Origin of the sequence: Leclercia sp. S52 (genome assembly GCF_039727615.1) — a bacterium.
Taxonomy (GTDB): Bacteria; Pseudomonadota; Gammaproteobacteria; order Enterobacterales; family Enterobacteriaceae; genus Enterobacter; species Enterobacter adecarboxylatus_B.
The window spans coordinates 3,159,395-3,178,425 of sequence record NZ_CP152474.1 but is presented as its reverse complement, the minus strand read 5'-3'; the positions used below and the strand labels follow the sequence as shown (position 1 = coordinate 3,178,425).

Below are 19,031 nucleotides of genomic sequence, written 5' to 3'. Positions count from 1 at the left end.
GCTTTGCTGGCCTGAGGGCGCGATGCACGAAAGGAGAAAGTGGCATGCGTCTTTGTGACCGAGATATTGAAGCCTGGCTGGACGAAGGCCGTCTGACCATCACCCCGCGCCCGCCGGTCGAGCGGATTAACGGCGTTACCGTCGATGTGCGTCTGGGGAATAAGTTTCGTACCTTCAGCGGTCATACCGCGCCCTTTATCGACCTCAGCGGGCCGAAAGATGAAGTCAGCGCGGCACTCGATCGGGTAATGAGCGATGAAATCGTGCTGGCCGACGGCGACGCCTTTTACCTGCACCCGGGTGAACTGGCGCTGGCGGTCACCTTTGAGTCAATCACCCTGCCGGCGGATCTGGTGGGCTGGCTCGACGGGCGCTCCTCTCTGGCGCGTCTGGGGCTGATGGTGCACGTCACCGCGCACCGTATCGATCCAGGCTGGTCCGGACGGATCGTGCTGGAGTTTTTCAACGCGGGTAAACTGCCGCTGGCGCTGCGCCCGGGCATGATGATCGGTGCGTTGAGCTTTGAGCCGTTAACCGGCCCGGCGGCACGTCCGTATAACGCCCGCCAGGATGCAAAATATCGCGACCAGCAGGGTGCGGTCGCCAGTCGTATTGATAAAGACTGAGCTTAAATCCGGTCCATTGAGGAAGCCATGAGAAGAGTTCTGACAACGCTGATGATTTTGCTGGTGGTGCTGGTTGCGGGCCTGTCAGCGTTGGTTCTGCTGGTCAATCCCAATGACTTTCGCGCCTACATGGTGCGTCAGGTCGAGGCCCGCAGCGGTTACGCTCTGAAGCTGGAGGGTCCGCTGCGCTGGCACGTCTGGCCGCAGCTCAGCATTCTGTCCGGGCGCATGTCGCTTACCGCTCCGGGGGCGTCTGTGCCGCTGGTAGCCGCCGACAATATGCGCCTCGACGTGGCGTTGATGCCGTTGTTTTCGCATCAGCTGCAGGTCAATCAGGTGATGCTCAAAGGGGCGGTGATCCAGCTGACCCCGCAGTCAGAAGCGGTACGTAACGCCGATGCGCCGGTGGCCCCGCGTGAAAACACACTCCCGGATAAAGCAGACGATACCGGCTGGTCATTCGATATTGGTCGCCTGAAGGTGGCAGACAGCCTGCTGGTATTCCAGCATGAGGGAGCCGAGCAGGTCACGGTGCGCAATATCAACCTGCAGATGGAGCAGGATGAACACCACAAAGGCAAGATCGACTTCAGCGGTCGCGTTAACCGCAACCAGCGCGATCTGACCCTCTCTCTCGCGGCAAATGTGAATGCCTCTGACTATCCGCACCTGCTCAGCGCCGATATCCAGCAGCTGAGCTGGCAACTGACCGGCGTCGATCTGCCTTCGCAGGGCATCAGCGGGCAGGGCACGTTGCAGGCATTGTGGCGTGAAGAGCAGAAGCAGCTCGAGCTCAACCAGCTCAAATTACAGGCTAATGACAGCGCCATGACCGGCCAGGCCAGCGTGATCCTTGGCACTGAACCGCAGTGGAACATGAACCTGCAGTTCGACACCCTCAATCTGGAAAACCTGCTCCCGGCGCAGGCCGCCGCAGCCGCCAACAGCGACGCGGTGCAGCAGGGGCAAACTCAGGCCAAACTGCAGCGCCCGGTGATCTCCTCTAATCTGGAGCAACCCGACTACAACGGCCTGCGCGGCTTTAGCGCCGATATTCTGCTGAAAGCCAACGCCGTCCACTGGCGGGGAATGGACTTCACCCAGGTCACCAGCCAGATGTCCAACAAAAACGGCCTTCTGACCATTGCTGAGCTGAACGGTAAGATGGGGGAGGGCAATATCTCCTTACCCGGCACGCTCGATGTGCGTAAAGCTATCGCCCGGTCATCTTTCCAGCCGCGTCTGGATAACATTGAGATCGGCACTATCCTGAAGGCCTTTAACTACCCGATTTCGCTGACCGGCCGCCTGACCATGGCGGGTGATTTCTCGGGCAGCAAGATTGACGCCGACGCCTTCCGTCACCACTGGCAGGGCCAGGCCCATCTGGAGATGCAGAATACCCGGATGGAAGGGCTGAACTTCCAGCAGCTGGTACAGCAGGCGGTGGAGCGCAGTAGCAATGTGAAGGTGAAAGAGAACGTTGATAACGCGACCCGGCTGGACAGCTTTGTCACCGATCTGAGCCTCGATGAGGGGCAGGTGACGCTGGACGATATGCAGGGCGAGTCGCCGATGCTGACGCTCGAAGGTAACGGCACCCTGGATCTGATCAAGGAGACGGCCGACACCCGCTTCAAAATCCGCGTGCTTGAAGGCTGGCTGGGTGAAAGTAAGCTGATCGATTTCCTGAAAACGACGCCGATCCCGCTGAACGTCTACGGCAACTGGCAGGCGCTGAACTACAGCCTGCAGGTGGATCAGCTGCTGCGTAAACATCTTCAGGATGAGGCGAAACGTCGCCTGAGCGGCTGGGCCGAGAAGAATAAAGATTCGCAGAACGGCAAAGACGTGAAGAAGTTACTGGAGAAGCTTCAGTAAGCGCTATTTCCCCTCACCCTAACCCTCTCCCACAGGGAGAGGGGGATAAGGTTCCCTCTCCCTGTGGGAGAGGGTTAGGGTGAGGGCAACAGCATCACACCTCGTAATCCACATCATCCTGCGATATCAGCGGGATCAGCTGCACCTTCTGCACCCGGTGGTTTTCCACCTCCAGGGTTTTCAGCGCATAATCCCCCACCTGAACCTCTTCACCCGGCTGCGGTATCCGCTGCAGATACTCCATCAACAGACCGGCAATGGTGTGGTATTCACGCTTATCGTCCAGCGGCAGCGGTACGTACTGCACCAGATCTTCCAGCGGCATATGGCCGTTGGCGGTCCAGCTGCCGTCGGCATTTTTCTGAATATCGTGCCGGGCGTCGATCTCTTCCACTTCGTTCGGCAGATTACCGGCGATGGTCTCCATCACGTCGCTGAGCGTCACAATCCCTTCTACGGAACCAAACTCGTCCACCACAAAGGCAAAGTGGGTGCGCGCATTGCGGAACTGCTCCAGCGCCTGCAGCAGCGGTAGCACTTCCGGGAACACCAGCGGCTGACGGATCAGCACCCGCAGGTTAAGCGGCTCGCCGCGCAGCTGCTGATTGAGCAGGTCGATGACATGCACTACCCCCAGCAGCTCCTCCTCCTGCTCGCCGCCGGTAACCACGATGCGGGTGTGCTGATTTTTATCCAGCAGCGCACGAATGCTGCTCTCCGGCGTGTTCAGGTCGATATGCTCGATATCATGGCGCGAGGTCATGATGCTGCTGACGGAACGCTGGTTAAGGTGCAGCACCCGCTCAATCATCCGCCTCTCCTGCGGGGCAAAGATCGGGCTGTCGTCGTGGTCGGCCAGCAGCGAGGCGGCCTGTGCATCCAGTTCGGCATCCTCTTTTTTACCGCTCAGCAGACGGATAACCGTGTCCGCGGTGCGCTGGCGCAGCGTCTGATTGGCAGAGAGGAAACGGCGGCGGTTGAAGATCGCCAGCTGGTTCAGGGCTTCGATAATCACCGAGAAACCGATCGCGGCATACAGATAGCCTTTCGGAATATGGAAGCCAAAACCGTCTGCCACCAGGCTAAAGCCGATCATCAGCAGGAAGCTCAGGCATAAAATCACAATCGTCGGATGATCGTTAACAAAGCGGGTGAGCGCCTTGCTGGCCATCACCATCAGCGCAATAGCGATAATCACTGCGGCCATCATCACCGCCAGGTGATCGACCATCCCCACGGCGGTGATCACCGAGTCCAGCGAGAATACGGCGTCCAGCACCACGATTTGCGCTACCACCGCCCAGAATTTTGCCCCTCGCCGCTGGGTGGGGTTTTCGTTGTCCTTGCCTTCCAGCCTTTCGTTGAGTTCGACGGTGGCTTTGAAAATCAGGAAAAAACCACCAAACAGCATGATCAGATCGCGGGCGCTAAAGCCAAAACCGTGGACGGTAAACAGCGGGCGGGTGAGCGTCACCAGCCAGGAGATAGAGGCCAACAGCAGCAGGCGCATCACCATCGCCATTAACAGGCCGGTGACGCGGGCGCGGTCGCGCTGAGCAGGGGGCAGTTTTTCGGCGAGAATAGCGATAAAGACCAGGTTATCGATACCGAGTACAAGTTCCAGTACCACCAGGGTGACCAGTCCGGCCCATATTGATGGATCTGCTATCCATTCCATAGTGTGAGTAATACCTTTCGTTATATGACAATTGTCACATTTCGATCATGGATACTGCGCCTCAAAAATGCAATGCCAGCCGGGCATTTATCTGCACAGATTTTCCTGAATCATGGGAAAATAAACCCTGCATACTGTGGGTTAATATTGTGAATAGTCTGTATTCTCGCAAAATAAGAAATATCGCAGGTAGAAGGGTTCTCTTTAATAAAGTCAATATAAAGCTATTCCTAAAAACGCAGAAATGTCGGCGTTAATACTAATCTTAAAAGCCACGCCTTTGCTGATGTTTCCTTGCCTGCTATTCCGTTAGCTGCAACAATTCTTTCAGCATTAAATGGCGCTGTCTTTTTGATGCTATTTCTGTATCGGTTTAATGACGTGAAAAACTTATATCGGGTTCGGAATTATCCTGCCTTTTATATTTTCCGTTATGCCATGTCAAAGAGGGTGTTTGCTCATAACTTACTGTTTAAACAGTAGATTGGTAACTGAAAGCCAAGGGCGGTAGCGTGCCTGAAAGCGTGTTAATCAGCCTCGATTATTCTGTCAATAGTCTGAATGCAAATAAGCCTCTTTTAGGACTGATGCCAGTTATATTTCACTTTTATTGACTGCATGCTAAAAGTAATACGCCTTCGCGCTTATTTAAATGCACAGGATAATTACTCTTCCATAGTGATAAATAATCAATGATGAAATCCAAAATGAAATTGATGCCATTATTGGTGTCTGTGACCTTGATGAGTGGTTGTACGGTCTTTCCCGGCAGCAATATGTCAGCATCGGGTAAGGATGTGATTAAACAGCAGGATGCTGATTTTGATATCAACCGCATGGTTAATGTTTATCCAATGACCCCGCAGCTGGTTGAACAATTACGCCCTCGCCCGGTTGTGGCGCGACCTAACGACAGCCTCGACCAGGAGATCGCCAACTACCAGTACCGCGTAGGGCCTGGGGATGTCATTAACGTCACCGTCTGGGATCACCCGGAGCTGACCACCCCCGCCGGGCAGTATCGTAGCTCAAGCGATGCCGGTAACTGGGTTCAGCCGGATGGCACCATGTTCTATCCCTATGTTGGCAAAATCCGTGTTGCCGGCAAAACGCTTTCCCAGATCCGTAGTGATATTACCGGCCGTTTAGCGCAGTACATCGCTGACCCGCAGGTGGACGTTAATATCGCCGCATTCCGTTCGCAAAAAGCCTATGTCTCCGGCCAGGTGAATAAATCTGGCCAGCAGCCGATCACCAACGTGCCGCTGACGGTGCTTGACGCCATCAACGCCGCGGGCGGGCTCACCGATGGCGCCGACTGGCGCAATGCGGTGCTGACCCATAAAGGCAAAGAGGAGCGTATCTCCCTGCAGGCGCTGATGCAGAACGGCGATCTGAGCCAGAACCGTCTGCTCTATCCGAGCGACATCCTGTTTGTGCCGCGCAATGACGACCTGAAAGTGTTCGTGATGGGTGAAGTGAAGAAACAGAGCACCCTCAAGATGGACTTCAGCGGTATGACCCTGACCGAAGCGCTGGGCACCGCGGAAGGGCTGGATATGAGCACCTCCGACGCCAGCGGTATCTTCGTGATCCGTCCGATTACAGGAAATGGTGGGAAGGGCAAGATTGCCAACGTCTACCAGCTGGATATGTCTGATGCCACCTCGCTGGTGATGGCAACCGGGTTCCGCCTCCAGCCGTATGACGTGGTTTACGTCACCACCGCGCCGATAACGCGCTGGAACCGTGTGATGAACCAGCTGATGCCGACCATCAACAATATCCATACCATGAGCGACACGGTACATCAGTACCACAACTGGTGATAACGATGTTTAACAAAATTCTGGTGGTTTGTGTGGGGAACATCTGCCGTTCCCCTACCGCTGAGCGGCTTTTGAAACAGTACCAGCCACAGCTGACCGTCGCGTCAGCCGGGCTGGGCGCGCTGGTCGGCAAAGGGGCCGATGAGCGTGCAAGTCAGGTCGCGGCAGAGCATCAGCTTTCGCTCGACGGGCATTGCGCCCGTCAGGTGTCAGCCAGCCTGTGCCGGGACTACGACCTGATCCTCGCCATGGAAAAACGCCACATCCACGCCCTGTGCGATATCGCACCGGAGATGCGCGGCAAGGTGATGCTCTTTGGTCACTGGGACAACGAGCGTGAGATCCCCGATCCGTATCGTAAAAGTCATGAAGCGTTTGAGGCGGTTTACACCTTACTCGACCAGTCTGCCCGCCAGTGGGCACAGGCACTGAACGTTCAGCAGGGATAATAATGACAGCAAACGTAAAACCTTCTGCCTCCGCGAGTGCGGGCAGTGATGAGATTGATCTTGGTCGCCTGATCGGCACCGTAGTAGAGGCGCGCTGGTGGGTGATAGGGATCACCGCGGTGTTTGCCGTGGCGGCGGTGATTTATACCTTCTTTGCCACCCCGATCTACAGCGCCGATGCGCTGGTGCAAATTGAGCAGAACAGCGGCAGTTCGCTGGTGCAGGACATTGGTTCGGCGCTGGCGAACAAGCCGCCCGCCTCGCAGGCGGAAATTGAGCTGATCCAGTCCCGCCTGGTGTTGGGTAAAACCGTGGACGATCTGGATCTCGATATCGGCGTCAGCAAAAACACCTTCCCGGTGTTTGGTGCAGGCTGGGATCGCCTGATGGGCCGTCAGAACGACACCGTCAAGGTGACCACCTTTACGCTGCCTGCCGGGGGGGCCAGCCAGGTCTTTACCCTCGAGGTGCTGGGTAAAGATCAGTATCAGCTCACCAGCGACGCCGGGTTCAGCGCCCGCGGCAAGGTGGGTGAGATGCTGACCAAAGACGGCGTGAGCATGATGGTGAGTGACATTCATGCCCAGAGCGGCAGCGAGTTCACCGTCAGCAAGTTCTCGATGCTGGGGATGATCAACAACCTGCAGGGCAACCTGACAGTCACCGAAACCGGGAAAGACACCGGGGTGCTGAGTCTGACCTTTACCGGGGAAGATAAGGACAAGATCCGCGACATTCTCAACAGCATCACCCGCAACTACCAGGCGCAGAACGTGAAGCGCAAGTCGGAAGAGGCGTCAAAAAGCCTCGACTTCCTTGCCAAACAGCTCCCGGAAGTGCGGGCTCATCTGGATGAAGCCGAGAACAAGCTCAACGCCTTCCGCCAGGATAAAGATTCCGTCGACCTGCCGCTGGAAGCGAAGTCGGTGCTGGATTCGATGGTCAACATCGACGCCCAGCTCAATGAGCTGACCTTTAAAGAGGCGGAAATTTCCAAGCTCTACACCAAACGTCACCCTGCCTACCGCACGCTGCTGGAAAAACGCCAGACCCTGGAAGAGGAAAAGGCGAAGCTCAATGGCCGCGTTACCGCGATGCCTAAAACCCAGCAGGAGATCCTGCGTCTGACCCGCGACGTGGAGTCCGGCCAGCAGGTCTATATGCAGCTGCTGAACAAACAGCAGGAGCTGAAGATCACCGAAGCGAGCACCGTCGGCGACGTGCGGATTGTCGATCCGGCTATCACCCAGCCCGGCGTGCTGAAGCCGAAGAAGGCGCTGATTATTCTCGGTAGCATCATTCTCGGCCTGATGCTCTCCATCGTTGGCGTGCTGCTGCGCTCCCTGTTTAACCGTGGGATCGAAAGCCCGCAGGTGCTGGAAGAGCACGGCATCAACGTCTATGCCAGCATCCCGCTGTCCGAGTGGCAGAAGTCCCGTGACAGCGTCAAAACCACCAACGGGGTTAAACGCTACAAACAGAGCCAGCTGCTGGCGGTGGGCAACCCAACGGATCTGGCCATCGAAGCCATTCGTAGCCTGCGCACCAGCCTGCACTTCGCCATGATGCAGGCCAGCAACAACGTGCTGATGCTCTCCGGGGTTAGCCCGTCCATCGGGAAAACCTTCGTCTGCGCCAACCTCGCAGCGGTGGTGAGCCAGACCAACAAGCGCGTGCTGCTGATCGACTGCGATATGCGTAAGGGCTACACCCATGAACTGCTGGGCACCAACAACGTCAACGGTCTGTCGGAGATCCTACTCGGCAAGGGCGATATCACCCAGTGCGCGAAACCGACCTCCATTCCTGGCTTTGACCTCGTTACTCGCGGGCAGGTGCCGCCGAACCCATCGGAACTGCTGATGAGCGAGCGCTTCACCCAGCTGGTGAAGTGGGCCAGCGAGAATTATGACCTGGTGATCATCGATACCCCGCCAATCCTCGCGGTCACCGATGCGGCCATTGTGGGTCGCCACGCGGGCACCACCCTGATGGTGGCGCGTTATGCGGTGAACACCCTGAAAGAGGTCGAGACCAGCCTCAGCCGCTTTGAGCAGAACGGCATTCCGGTGAAAGGGGTGATCCTCAACTCCATCTTCCGCCGCGCCACCGGGTATCAGGATTACGGGTATTACGAGTACGAATATAAGTCGGACAGCAAGTAATGAGCCATTCGGGGAATACCATGACAACACGCCCTTTGATTTCTATTTATATGCCTACATGGAACCGTCAGCAGCTGGCGATCCGTGCGATAAAGTCGGTATTGCGTCAGGATTATGACCACTGGGAGCTGATCATCGTCGATGACTGCTCCTCCTCCTGGGAACAGCTGCAGCAGTTTGTCACTGACCTCAACGATCCGCGCGTGGTCTATACCCACAACGCCATCAACTCCGGCGCCTGTGCGGTACGCAATCAGGCGATCCTGCAGGCTAACGGCCAGTACCTGACCGGTATTGACGACGACGACGAGTGGACGCCGAACCGGCTCTCGACCTTCCTGGCGCATCAGCATCATCTGGTGACCCATGCGTTCCTGTATGCCAACGACTATGTCTGCGAAGGGGAGGTCTACTCCCAGCCCGCCAGCCTGCCGCTCTATCCGAAATCGCCGTACTCGCGCCAGCTGTTCTACAAGCGCAACATTATCGGCAATCAGGTCTTTACCTGGGCGTGGCGCTTCAAGGAGTGCCTGTTCGATACCGAGCTGAAGGCCGCCCAGGATTACGACATCTTCCTGCGGATGGTGATGGAGTATGGCGAGCCGTGGAAGGTGGAGGAGGCAACGCAGATCCTGCACATCAATCACGGCGAGATGCAGATCACCTCCTCGCCGAAAAAGTTCTCCGGCTACTTCCACTTCTACCGTAAGCACCGGGACAAGTTCGATCGCGCCAGCCGTAAGTATCAGCTGTTTACCCTGTATCAGATCCGCAACAAGCGCATGAACTGGCGCACGCTGCTGACGCTGATCTCGGTGCGTAACGGCAAGCGTCTGGCAGACGGACTGCGGGGGAAATAATGGTGCTGGAAGATTGTCGCGCAAACAGCTGGAGCCTGCGCCCCTGCTGCATGGTGCTGGCCTACCGGGTGGCCCATTTCTGCTCCGTCTGGCGCAAAAAGAACGTCCTCAACAACCTGTGGGCGGCCCCGGTGCTGGTGCTCTACCGCATCATCACCGAGTGCTTCTTCGGCTATGAAATCCAGGCCGCAGCCACCATCGGCCGGCGCTTTACCATTCACCACGGCTATGCCGTGGTGATCAATAAGTTCGTGGTCGCCGGAGATGATTTTACCATCCGCCATGGCGTAACCCTCGGCAACCGCGGTCCGGACAGCCTGGCCTGCCCGGTGATTGGCAATAACGTTGAGCTGGGTGCCAACGTGGTGATGATCGGTGATATCACCGTGGGCAATAACGTCACCGTAGGAGCGGGGAGCGTGGTGCTCGACAGCATCCCGGACAACGCGCTGGTGGTGGGCGAGAAGGCCCGGGTGAAGGTGATCAAATGAATATTCTGCAATTTAACGTACGTCTCGCCGAGGGCGGGGCGGCAGGGGTGGCGCTGGATCTGCACCAGCGCGCACTGCAAAAAGGACTCCAGTCGCGCTTTATCTACGGTTACGGCAAGGGCGGCAAGAAGAGCGTCAGCCACGACCGCTACCCGCAGGTGGTGAAACACACCCCGCGCCTGACCTCGGTAGCGAATATTGCGCTGTTCCGCCTGTTTAACCGCGATCTGTTTGGCAACCTTAACAATCTGTACCGCACCGTGACCCGCACCGCGGGCCCGGTGGTGCTGCATTTCCACGTTCTGCACAGCTACTGGCTGAAGCTGGAGGAGGTGGTGGCCTTCTGTGAGAAGGTGCAGGCGCACAAGCCCGATACCACCTTCGTCTGGACCCTGCACGATCACTGGAGCGTTACCGGCCGCTGCGCCTTTACCGACGGCTGCGAAGGCTGGAAAGACAATTGCCAGAAGTGCCCGACGCTCGGTAACTATCCTCCGGTGAAGATAGATCGCGCCCATCAGCTGGTGGCGGGTAAACGTCAGCTGTTTCGCGACATGCTGGCGCTCGGCTGCCAGTTTATCTCTCCCAGCCAGCATGTGGCCGACGCCTTTAACAGCCTGTACGGGGCAGGGCGCTGCCGGATCATCAACAACGGTATCGACGTGGCGACCGAAGCCATTCTGGCGGAGCTGACGCCGGTGGCCGTCACGCCGGGTAAACCGAAAATCGCGGTGGTGGCTCACGACCTGCGCTACGACGGCAAAACCAACCAGCAGCTGGTGCGTCAGATCATGGCCCTCGGCGATAAGATCGAGCTGCACACCTTCGGTAAGTTTTCGCCCTTTGACGGCGCCAACGTGGTTAACCACGGCTTCGAAACCGACAAGCGCAAGCTGATGAGCGCCCTGAACGGCATGGATGCGCTGGTGTTCAGCTCAAGAGTTGATAACTACCCGCTGATCCTGTGCGAAGCGCTCTCCATCGGGGTGCCGGTGATCGCCACCCACAGCGACGCCGCCCGGGAAGTGCTGGAGAAATCGGGGGGGTAAAACCTTCACCGAAAACGAGGTGCTGCCGCTGGTGCAGCTGTCGAAGGCGGAGATCGCGCAGGCCGTTTTTGGCACTGACCTGGAATCGTTCCGCACCCGCAGCCGCCAGGCCTACAGTGGACAACAGATGCTGGAGGAGTATGTCTCGTTCTATCAGAATCTGTAGCTATCTGCTGCTGCCGCTGATCTACCTGCTGGTCAACGTCAAAATTGCCCAGCTGGGTGAGAGCTTCCCCATTACCATCGTGACCTTTTTACCGGTGCTGCTGTTGCTGTTCGTCGACAAGATCAGCGTGAAAAAGCTGATGATTGCGCTGGGGCTGGGGGTGGGGCTGACGGCCTTTAACTACATCTTTGGCCAGTCGCTGGACGCCAGTAAATATGTCACCTCCACCATGCTGTTTGTCTATATCGTGATCATTATCGGTATGGTGTGGAGTATTCGTTTTAAAACCATCTCGCCGCACAATTATCGGAAGATCCTCAGGTTCTTTTATCTGGTGATCGGCATCATTGTTATGATAGCGGCTCTGGAGATGGCGCAAATTATTTTGACAGGCGGCAGTAGCCTGATGGAAATAATTTCGAAATATCTTATTTACAGTAATAGCTATGTGCTGAATTTCATTAAATTTGGCGGCAAGCGTACCACGGCACTCTATTTCGAACCGGCATTCTTCGCTCTGGCGTTAATCTCAATTTGGCTCAGCATCAAACAGTTTGGTATCAAAACGCCCAAGAGCGATGCTATGATTCTTGCAGGAATAGTCCTGTCTGGATCGTTCTCCGGGGTAATGACCTTTATTCTGTTTTACCTTCTGGAGTGGGCGTTCCAGTATCTGAATAAAGAGGCGATCAAGAAAAAGTTACCTTTAGCGATCATTTCATTGTCCGTATTTTTAGTGGGGGTAGTATTTGCCTTCCCGTATATTTCGGAGCGTCTGGGTGATTTAGGGACTGAAGGGTCGTCATCCTATTACCGTATTATCGGTCCGCTGGTGATGGTGGGTTACTCTTTAACCCATATTGACGGCGTAGTCAGATTCGGCTCACTTTATGAATATGTCGCATCATTCGGAATCTTTAACGGTGCGGACGTCGGGAAAACCATAGACAATGGTTTGTATCTGCTGATTATTTATTTTTCGTGGTTCGCAGTGTTATTAACGGCGTGGTATCTGACCAAAGTTTTCAAAATGACGATCAGCGCTTTTGGTGATAATCAGAATTTTCGCGTACAGCTTTATCTTTTTACGCCGGTGTCGCTGTTCTTTACCGGGTCAATATTTAGCCCGGAGTACGCATTCTTAATTGTTTGCCCGTTTATTTTGCGCAAGGCGCTTAATATTACGCATTCATAACGAGGTGGTTTATGTTACTCAGCGTTATTACTGTTGCCTTCCGTAACCTTGACGGCATGGTAAAAACCTGGCGGTCGCTGCGCAATCTGGCCCGCGATCCCAGCCTCAGCTTTGAATGGATTGTGGTGGATGGCGGCTCGAACGACGGTACGGCAGAATTTCTCGAAAAACTGAATGGTGAGTTCAACTTACGCTACGTCAGCGAGAAGGACCGCGGCATTTACGATGCGATGAATAAAGGCATCGATATGGCGCAGGGGCGCTACGCCATTTTCCTGAACTCCGGCGATATTTTTCATGACGATGTAGCGCAGTTTGTGCGCCAGCTCGGCAAAGTGCAGGGTAACGCCATGGTCATGGGCGACGCCTTACTCGATTTTGGTGACGGCAATAAAGTGCGCCGGGCGGCGAAACCGGGTTGGTATATTTATCACAGCCTGCCGGCCAGCCATCAGGCGATCTTCTTTCCCTTAAGTGGATTAAAAACGTACCCGTACGATCTGCAGTATCGCGTTTCGTCGGATTACGCCCTGACCGCCAGAATGTATAAAGCCGGTTATCCGTTTAAACGCCTGCCAGGCCTGGTCTCTGAATTTTCGATGGGCGGGGTGTCAACCTCGAATAATCTTGAATTATGTCAGGACGCCAAAAAGGTGCAGCGCGAGATATTACGTATGCCGGGCGTGCTCGCAGAATTATCTTATTTATTACGTCTGAAAACGACGGGTAAAACCAAAGCCTTATATAACAAAGCCTGAATATAAGGAAACACGATGCAGGAATTAAGCGGCTTCTCTGTGCCAAAAGGGTTTCGTGGCGCAGGCGGAATTAAGGTGCAGTTGTGGTGGGCAGTACAGGCAACGTTATTCGCCTGGTCGCCACAAATAATGTACCGCTGGCGTGCCTTTTTATTACGCCTGTTTGGCGCAAAAATCGGAAAAAACGCAGTGATTCGACCATCGGTAAAAATTACCTACCCGTGGAAATTAACCTTAGGGGATAACGCCTGGGTGGGTGACGACGCGGTGTTATATACGCTGGGTGATATTTCGATTGGTGCCAATTCGGTGGTATCGCAGAAGTGTTATCTCTGCACCGGTAGTCACGATTATATGAGTCAACATTTTGATATTAATGCGCAGCCCATCACCCTGGGTGAGAAATGCTGGCTGGCGACCGATGTCTTTGTCGCGCCCGGCGTTTCCATTGGCGATGGCACCGTTGTTGGTGCGCGCAGCAGTGTTTTTAAATCGCTTCCGGCAAATAAGATTTGCCGTGGCAATCCCGCAGTGGTGATACGCGAACGCGTTGAAACTGAATAACTTCTGATAAGTCTGGAGAAAATAAACATGTCTAAAGTCGCTCTCATCACCGGCGTTACCGGACAGGATGGTTCTTATCTGGCGGAACTCCTGCTGGAAAAAGGCTACGAAGTGCACGGAATCAAACGTCGTGCCTCCTCTTTTAACACCGAGCGCGTGGATCATATCTACCAGGATCCACATGCAGCAAACCCGAAATTCCACCTGCACTACGGTGACCTGACCGATAGCTCCAACCTGACCCGTATTCTGCAGGAAGTGCAGCCGGATGAGGTCTACAACCTGGGCGCGATGAGCCACGTAGCGGTCTCCTTCGAATCCCCGGAATACACCGCCGACGTGGATGCCATGGGTACTCTGCGTCTGCTGGAAGCCATCCGCTTCCTCGGCCTTGAGAAGAAGACCCGTTTCTATCAGGCGTCTACCTCCGAGCTGTATGGCCTGGTGCAGGAGATCCCGCAGAAAGAGACCACTCCGTTCTACCCGCGCTCACCTTATGCCGTGGCTAAAATGTACGCCTACTGGATCACCGTGAACTACCGCGAATCCTACGGCATCTACGCCTGTAACGGTATTCTGTTCAACCACGAATCCCCGCGCCGCGGCGAAACCTTCGTGACCCGTAAGATCACCCGCGCTATCGCCAACATTGCCCAGGGTCTGGAATCCTGTCTGCACCTCGGCAACATGGACTCCCTGCGTGACTGGGGCCATGCCAAAGACTACGTGAAAATGCAGTGGATGATGCTGCAGCAGGAAAAACCCGAAGACTTCGTGATTGCCACCGGCGTTCAGTACTCCGTGCGTCAGTTCGTTGAGATGGCGGCGGCCCAGCTGGGTATCAAACTGCGCTTCGAAGGCACCGGCGTGGAAGAGAAGGGTATCGTGGTGTCCGTCACCGGTCATGATGCACCGGGCGTGAAGCCGGGCGATGTGATTGTTCAGGTTGACCCGCGCTACTTCCGTCCTGCTGAAGTGGAAACCCTGCTCGGCGACCCAAGCAAAGCGCACGAAAAACTGGGCTGGAAGCCGGAAATCACCCTGCAGGAGATGGTGTCCGAGATGGTTGCCCACGATCTTGAAGCGGCGAAGAAACACTCCCTGCTCAAGTCCCATGGCTACGAGGTTGCCATCGCGCTGGAGTCCTGAGTATGAGCAAACAACGAATTTTTGTTGCCGGTCATCGCGGGATGGTGGGTTCCGCGATTGTCCGCCAGCTGGAGCAGCGCGGCAACGTCGAACTGGTGCTGCGCAACCGTGATGAGCTGAACCTGCTGGATGCGGGCGCGGTACAGGCCTTCTTTGCCGAACAGCGCATCGATCAGGTCTATCTGGCGGCGGCAAAAGTGGGCGGTATTGTTGCAAACAATACCTACCCGGCGGATTTCATCTACGAAAACATGATGATCGAGAGCAACATCATTCACGCTGCGCATCTGCATAACGTGAACAAGCTGCTGTTCCTCGGATCCTCCTGTATCTATCCGAAGATGGCGAAACAGCCGATCGCCGAGAGCGAGCTGCTGCAGGGCACGCTGGAAGCCACCAACGAGCCGTACGCCATCGCCAAGATTGCCGGGATCAAGCTGTGCGAATCTTATAACCGCCAGTACGGTCGCGACTATCGCTCGGTGATGCCGACCAACCTGTACGGCCCGAACGATAACTTCCACCCGAGCAACTCGCACGTGATCCCGGCGCTGCTGCGTCGTTTTCACGAGGCGACCGTCAGCAACGCGCCGGAAGTGGTGGTGTGGGGCAGCGGCACGCCGATGCGCGAGTTCCTGCACGTGGATGACATGGCTGCCGCCAGCATTCACGTGATGGAGCTGGCCCGCGAAGTGTGGCAGGAGAACACCGAGCCGATGCTGTCGCACATTAACGTCGGCACCGGGGTGGACTGCACCATTCGCGAGCTGGCTGAGACCATCGCTCAGGTGGTGGGGTACAAGGGGCGCGTGGCCTTCGATGCCAGCAAACCCGACGGCACGCCGCGCAAGCTGCTGGATGTGACCCGTCTGCATCAGCTGGGCTGGTTCCACGAGGTGACGCTGGCCGCAGGGCTGGCCAGCACTTACCAGTGGTTCCTGGAAAATCAGCAGCGCTTCCGGGGGGTAGATATGTTTTTAAGTCAGGAAGATTTTGCCACTGTTGTGCGTTCCACTCCGCTGATCTCCATCGATCTGATTGTGGAGAACGAGCGGGGCGAGTTTCTGCTCGGGCAACGCACCAACCGTCCGGCGCAGGGCTTCTGGTTCGTGCCGGGCGGACGAGTGCAGAAAGACGAGACGCTGGAAAATGCCTTTGCGCGTCTTACTGAGGCGGAGCTGGGGCTGCGCCTGCCGATGACGGCGGGCCAGTTTTACGGGGTCTGGCAGCACTTCTATGACGATAACTTTTCCGGCACCGATTTCACCACCCACTACGTGGTGATCGGCTATCGCCTGCAGGTGAATCAGGCAGACCTGCGTCTGCCTGATTCTCAGCACGACGACTACCGCTGGCTAAAACCGGATGTCCTGCTGGCAAGCGATAACGTGCATGACAACAGCCGGGCCTACTTCCTGGATCAGGCTGGGGTGCCGGGACTATGAAGATCCTCGTGTACGGAATTAACTACTCCCCCGAGCTGACCGGTATCGGTAAATACACCGGCGAGATGGTGGAGTGGATGGCCAGCCAGGGTCACGAGGTGCGGGTCATTACGGCCCCACCTTACTACCCGGAGTGGCAGGTGGGTGAGCGCTACTCAAGCTGGCGCTACCGCCGTGAAGAGGGGGCCGCCACCGTCTGGCGCTGCCCGCTGTACGTGCCGAAGCAGCCCTCGACCTTAAAGCGTTTGATTCATCTGGGCAGCTTTGCCCTGAGCAGTTTCTTCCCGCTGATGGCGCAACGTCGCTGGAAGCCGGATCGCATTATCGGCGTGGTGCCGACCCTGTTTTGCACCCCGGGCATGCGCCTGTTGGGCAAGCTCTCCGGGGCCCGCACCCTGCTGCACATTCAGGATTATGAAGTGGACGCCATGCTCGGACTGGGCATGGCGGGCAAAGGCAAGGGCGGCAAAGTCGCGAAACTGGCCAGCGCCTTTGAGCGCAGCGGCCTGCACAACGTGGATTATGTTTCGACCATCTCCCGCTCGATGATGAACAAGGCGCAGGAGAAGGGCGTGGCGGCGGAGAAGGTGATCTTCTTCCCTAACTGGTCCGAAGTGGCGCGTTTTCGCGACGTCACACCTGAAGACGTGGCGGCACTGCGTGCACAGCTGGGTCTGGCTGAGGCGCAAAAGATTGTTCTCTATTCCGGCAACATCGGTGAGAAGCAGGGGCTGGAGAACGTCATCGACGCCGCCGCAGCGCTCAGCGATAAGCCCTGGCAGTTTGTGATTGTCGGCCAGGGTGGCGGCAAAGCGCGGCTGGAGAAAATGGCCCGCGAGCGCGGCCTGCAGAACGTTCAGTTCTTCCCGCTGCAGTCTTACGACGCCTTACCGGCGCTGCTGAAGATGGCCGACTGCCATCTGGTGGTGCAAAAGCGCGGCGCGGCGGATGCGGTCCTGCCGTCAAAACTGACCAATATTCTGGCGGTGGGCGGCAACGCGGTGATCACCGCCGAAGCCCACACCGAGCTGGGCCAGCTGTGCGACAACCTGCCGGGGATCGCAGTGTGCGTTGAGCCCGAGTCGGTGCCCGCGCTGGTGGCCGGGATCGAACAGGCGCTGACGATGCCCAAAGAGAACACGGTAGCCCGTGACTATGCCGAACGCACGCTCGAGAAAGAGAACGTGCTGAGCCAGTTTATTGCAGATATTCGGGGATAAATCATGAGTAAAAATACGTTGTACCCGGTGGTAATGGCAGGTGGCTCTGGCAGCCGGTTGTGGCCGCTCTCCCGCGTGCTCTATCCAAAACAGTTCCTCTGCCTGAAAGGGGAGCTCACCATGCTGCAGACGACGGTCAACCGTCTGAATGGCGTGAATTGTGAAAGCCCGGTGGTGATCTGTAACGAACAGCACCGCTTTATCGTCGCCGAGCAGCTGCGTCAGCTGAACAAGCTGACCGAAAACATCATTCTTGAGCCTGCCGGCCGTAACACCGCCCCGGCCATCGCCCTGGCGGCGCTGGCGGCGCAGCGCAGCAGCCCGGATTGCGATCCGCTGATGCTGGTGCTGGCGGCGGATCACGTGATCCAGCAGGAAGAGGCCTTCCGCGACGCCGTGCGCGCTGCTATTCCTTATGCCGAAAGCGGTAAACTGGTGACCTTCGGCATCGTGCCGGATCTGCCGGAAACCGGCTATGGCTACATTCGCCGTGGCAACGTTACGCCTGGCGAGGGCGACAGCCTGGCCTTTGACGTGGCGCAGTTTGTCGAAAAACCGAATATGGAAACCGCTCAGGCCTACGTTGCCAGCGGTGAGTATTACTGGAACAGCGGCATGTTCCTGTTCCGCGCCGGACGTTATCTGGAAGAGCTGGAGAAGTACCGCCCGGATATCCTGCACGCCTGCCAGCAGGCCATGGCCACCGTCGACCCGGATCTGGACTTTATTCGCGTCGATGAAGCCGCGTTCCTCGCCTGCCCGGAAGAGTCCGTGGACTACGCGGTAATGGAACGTACCGCCGATGCGGTGGTGGTGCCGATGGATGCAGGCTGGAGCGATGTCGGCTCCTGGTCCTCACTGTGGGAAATCAGCGCCCAGACCCCGGAAGGCAACGTCCATCACGGGGATGTGATCAGCCATAAAACCGAGAACAGCTACGTCTACGCCGAATCCGGGCTGGTGACCACCGTCGGGGTGAAGGATCTGGTGGTGGTGCAGACCAAAGATGCGGTGCTGATTGCCGATCGCAATGCGGTGCAGGATGTCAAAAAAGTGGTGGAGCAGATTAAGGCCGATGGCCGCCATGAGCACCACATTCACCGCGAAGTTTACCGTCCGTGGGGCAAATACGACTCCATTGACGAGGGCGAACGCTACCAGGTGAAACGCATCACCGTTAAACCGGGCGAGGGGCTGTCGGTGCAGATGCACCATCACCGCGCCGAGCACTGGGTGGTGGTGGCGGGTACCGCCAAAGTGACCATCGACGAGGTGGAGACGCTGCTGGGTGAAAACGAATCCATTTACATCCCGCTGGGGGCAACCCACTGCCTGGAAAATCCGGGGAAAATCCCTCTCGATCTGATTGAAGTGCGCTCCGGCTCGTACCTGGAAGAGGACGATATCGTCCGCTTTGAGGACAGGTACGGCAGGGTGTAGTCCTCACGCATTTTGCCCGGTGGCGCTGCGCTTACCGGGCCTACGAAAACAAAAAATTAAATTGGC

General features: G+C 56.7%; 15 protein-coding genes and 2 pseudogenes. 16 read left to right on the top strand and 1 reads right to left on the bottom strand.

Annotated elements, in window-relative coordinates:
* The first annotated feature begins 44 nt into the window (after nt 1–44).
* Together dcd and asmA are read left to right on the top strand one after the other, a co-directional pair.
* A complete protein-coding gene (gene dcd, locus AAHB66_RS15375) occupies nt 45–626 on the top strand; it encodes a dCTP deaminase (RefSeq protein ID WP_106993508.1) in 582 nt (193 codons plus the stop codon).
* Nucleotides 627–653: 27 nt separating this feature from the next.
* On the top strand, nt 654–2,507 hold the full coding sequence (gene asmA / locus AAHB66_RS15370) for an outer membrane assembly protein AsmA (RefSeq protein WP_347113499.1): 1,854 nt from the start codon (nt 654–656) through the stop codon (nt 2,505–2,507).
* A 94-nt stretch (nt 2,508–2,601) separates the two neighbouring features.
* Here asmA and AAHB66_RS15365 read toward each other — a convergent pair whose 3' ends face one another.
* Nucleotides 2,602–4,185 (bottom strand): TerC family protein, encoded by a 1,584-nt coding sequence (locus AAHB66_RS15365; RefSeq protein ID WP_347113498.1) that lies wholly within the window; start codon nt 4,183–4,185, stop codon nt 2,602–2,604.
* Between the two features lie 692 nt (nt 4,186–4,877).
* Between AAHB66_RS15365 and AAHB66_RS15360 the strand changes: the two genes are divergently transcribed.
* The 14 genes and pseudogenes from AAHB66_RS15360 to cpsB all read left to right on the top strand — a co-directional run bounded on the left by AAHB66_RS15360 (nt 4,878) and on the right by cpsB (nt 18,965).
* Nucleotides 4,878–6,014: a polysaccharide export protein gene (locus tag AAHB66_RS15360; protein ID WP_347113497.1), complete on the top strand. Its 1,137-nt coding sequence runs from the start codon at nt 4,878–4,880 to the stop codon at nt 6,012–6,014.
* Nucleotides 6,015–6,019: 5 nt separating this feature from the next.
* The gene (wzb, locus tag AAHB66_RS15355; protein WP_142486387.1) at nt 6,020–6,463 is read left to right on the top strand and encodes a low molecular weight protein-tyrosine-phosphatase Wzb; all 444 of its coding nucleotides are present in this window, start codon (nt 6,020–6,022) and stop codon (nt 6,461–6,463) included.
* A gap of 2 nt (nt 6,464–6,465) precedes the next feature.
* On the top strand, nt 6,466–8,628 hold the full coding sequence (gene wzc, locus AAHB66_RS15350) for a tyrosine-protein kinase Wzc (protein ID WP_347113496.1): 2,163 nt from the start codon (nt 6,466–6,468) through the stop codon (nt 8,626–8,628).
* Nucleotides 8,629–8,648: 20 nt separating this feature from the next.
* The gene (gene wcaA / locus AAHB66_RS15345) at nt 8,649–9,488 is read left to right on the top strand and encodes a colanic acid biosynthesis glycosyltransferase WcaA (protein ID WP_347113495.1); all 840 of its coding nucleotides are present in this window, start codon (nt 8,649–8,651) and stop codon (nt 9,486–9,488) included.
* Between the two features lie 2 nt (nt 9,489–9,490).
* Entirely contained in the window at nt 9,491–9,979 is a 489-nt protein-coding gene (wcaB, locus tag AAHB66_RS15340; protein ID WP_142490002.1) for a colanic acid biosynthesis acetyltransferase WcaB, read from the top strand.
* Nucleotides 9,976–11,194 (top strand): annotated as a pseudogene (wcaC, locus tag AAHB66_RS15335) (colanic acid biosynthesis glycosyltransferase WcaC). The gene wcaB and the pseudogene wcaC overlap by 4 nt, the downstream one beginning before the upstream one ends.
* On the top strand, nt 11,169–12,389 hold the full coding sequence (gene wcaD, locus AAHB66_RS15330) for a colanic acid polymerase WcaD (RefSeq protein ID WP_347116500.1): 1,221 nt from the start codon (nt 11,169–11,171) through the stop codon (nt 12,387–12,389). Before wcaC ends, wcaD begins: the two are co-directional and overlap by 26 nt.
* Nucleotides 12,390–12,400: 11 nt before the next feature.
* Nucleotides 12,401–13,147 (top strand): colanic acid biosynthesis glycosyltransferase WcaE, encoded by a 747-nt coding sequence (wcaE, locus tag AAHB66_RS15325; protein WP_347113494.1) that lies wholly within the window; start codon nt 12,401–12,403, stop codon nt 13,145–13,147.
* Nucleotides 13,148–13,162: 15 nt separating this feature from the next.
* Complete coding sequence (gene wcaF, locus AAHB66_RS15320) at nt 13,163–13,711, top strand: colanic acid biosynthesis acetyltransferase WcaF (protein ID WP_347113493.1); 549 nt, start codon at nt 13,163–13,165, stop codon at nt 13,709–13,711.
* 27 nt (nt 13,712–13,738) lie between these two features.
* Nucleotides 13,739–14,860 carry a GDP-mannose 4,6-dehydratase gene (gmd, locus tag AAHB66_RS15315; protein WP_106993498.1) on the top strand — a complete coding sequence of 374 codons (1,122 nt, stop codon included), beginning with the start codon at nt 13,739–13,741 and terminating at the stop codon, nt 14,858–14,860.
* Between the two features lie 2 nt (nt 14,861–14,862).
* Nucleotides 14,863–15,825 (top strand): annotated as a pseudogene (locus AAHB66_RS15310) (GDP-L-fucose synthase); the annotation flags it as partial.
* Between the two features lie 6 nt (nt 15,826–15,831).
* Nucleotides 15,832–16,305, top strand: a complete 474-nt coding sequence (locus tag AAHB66_RS15305) for a GDP-mannose mannosyl hydrolase (RefSeq protein WP_347116499.1) — start codon at nt 15,832–15,834, stop codon at nt 16,303–16,305.
* A complete protein-coding gene (gene wcaI / locus AAHB66_RS15300) occupies nt 16,302–17,525 on the top strand; it encodes a colanic acid biosynthesis fucosyltransferase WcaI (RefSeq protein WP_347113492.1) in 1,224 nt (407 codons plus the stop codon). Before AAHB66_RS15305 ends, wcaI begins: the two co-directional genes overlap by 4 nt.
* Nucleotides 17,526–17,528: 3 nt before the next feature.
* Nucleotides 17,529–18,965 carry a mannose-1-phosphate guanyltransferase gene (cpsB, locus tag AAHB66_RS15295; protein ID WP_347113491.1) on the top strand — a complete coding sequence of 479 codons (1,437 nt, stop codon included), beginning with the start codon at nt 17,529–17,531 and terminating at the stop codon, nt 18,963–18,965.
* Nucleotides 18,966–19,031 lie beyond the last annotated feature (66 nt).

Excerpts from the sequence above, each read along its gene's own strand:
- dcd (WP_106993508.1), top strand. The coding sequence starts at position 45 with ATGCGTCTTTGTGACCGAGATATTGAAGCCTGGCTGGACGAAGGCCGT.
- asmA (WP_347113499.1), top strand. The coding sequence starts at position 654 with ATGAGAAGAGTTCTGACAACGCTGATGATTTTGCTGGTGGTGCTGGTT.
- AAHB66_RS15365 (WP_347113498.1), bottom strand. The coding sequence starts at position 4,185 with ATGGAATGGATAGCAGATCCATCAATATGGGCCGGACTGGTCACCCTG.
- AAHB66_RS15360 (WP_347113497.1), top strand. The coding sequence starts at position 4,878 with ATGATGAAATCCAAAATGAAATTGATGCCATTATTGGTGTCTGTGACC.
- wzb (WP_142486387.1), top strand. The coding sequence starts at position 6,020 with ATGTTTAACAAAATTCTGGTGGTTTGTGTGGGGAACATCTGCCGTTCC.
- wzc (WP_347113496.1), top strand. The coding sequence starts at position 6,466 with ATGACAGCAAACGTAAAACCTTCTGCCTCCGCGAGTGCGGGCAGTGAT.
- wcaA (WP_347113495.1), top strand. The coding sequence starts at position 8,649 with ATGACAACACGCCCTTTGATTTCTATTTATATGCCTACATGGAACCGT.
- wcaD (WP_347116500.1), top strand. The coding sequence starts at position 11,169 with ATGTCTCGTTCTATCAGAATCTGTAGCTATCTGCTGCTGCCGCTGATC.
- wcaE (WP_347113494.1), top strand. The coding sequence starts at position 12,401 with ATGTTACTCAGCGTTATTACTGTTGCCTTCCGTAACCTTGACGGCATG.
- wcaF (WP_347113493.1), top strand. The coding sequence starts at position 13,163 with ATGCAGGAATTAAGCGGCTTCTCTGTGCCAAAAGGGTTTCGTGGCGCA.
- gmd (WP_106993498.1), top strand. The coding sequence starts at position 13,739 with ATGTCTAAAGTCGCTCTCATCACCGGCGTTACCGGACAGGATGGTTCT.
- AAHB66_RS15305 (WP_347116499.1), top strand. The coding sequence starts at position 15,832 with ATGTTTTTAAGTCAGGAAGATTTTGCCACTGTTGTGCGTTCCACTCCG.
- wcaI (WP_347113492.1), top strand. The coding sequence starts at position 16,302 with ATGAAGATCCTCGTGTACGGAATTAACTACTCCCCCGAGCTGACCGGT.
- cpsB (WP_347113491.1), top strand. The coding sequence starts at position 17,529 with ATGAGTAAAAATACGTTGTACCCGGTGGTAATGGCAGGTGGCTCTGGC.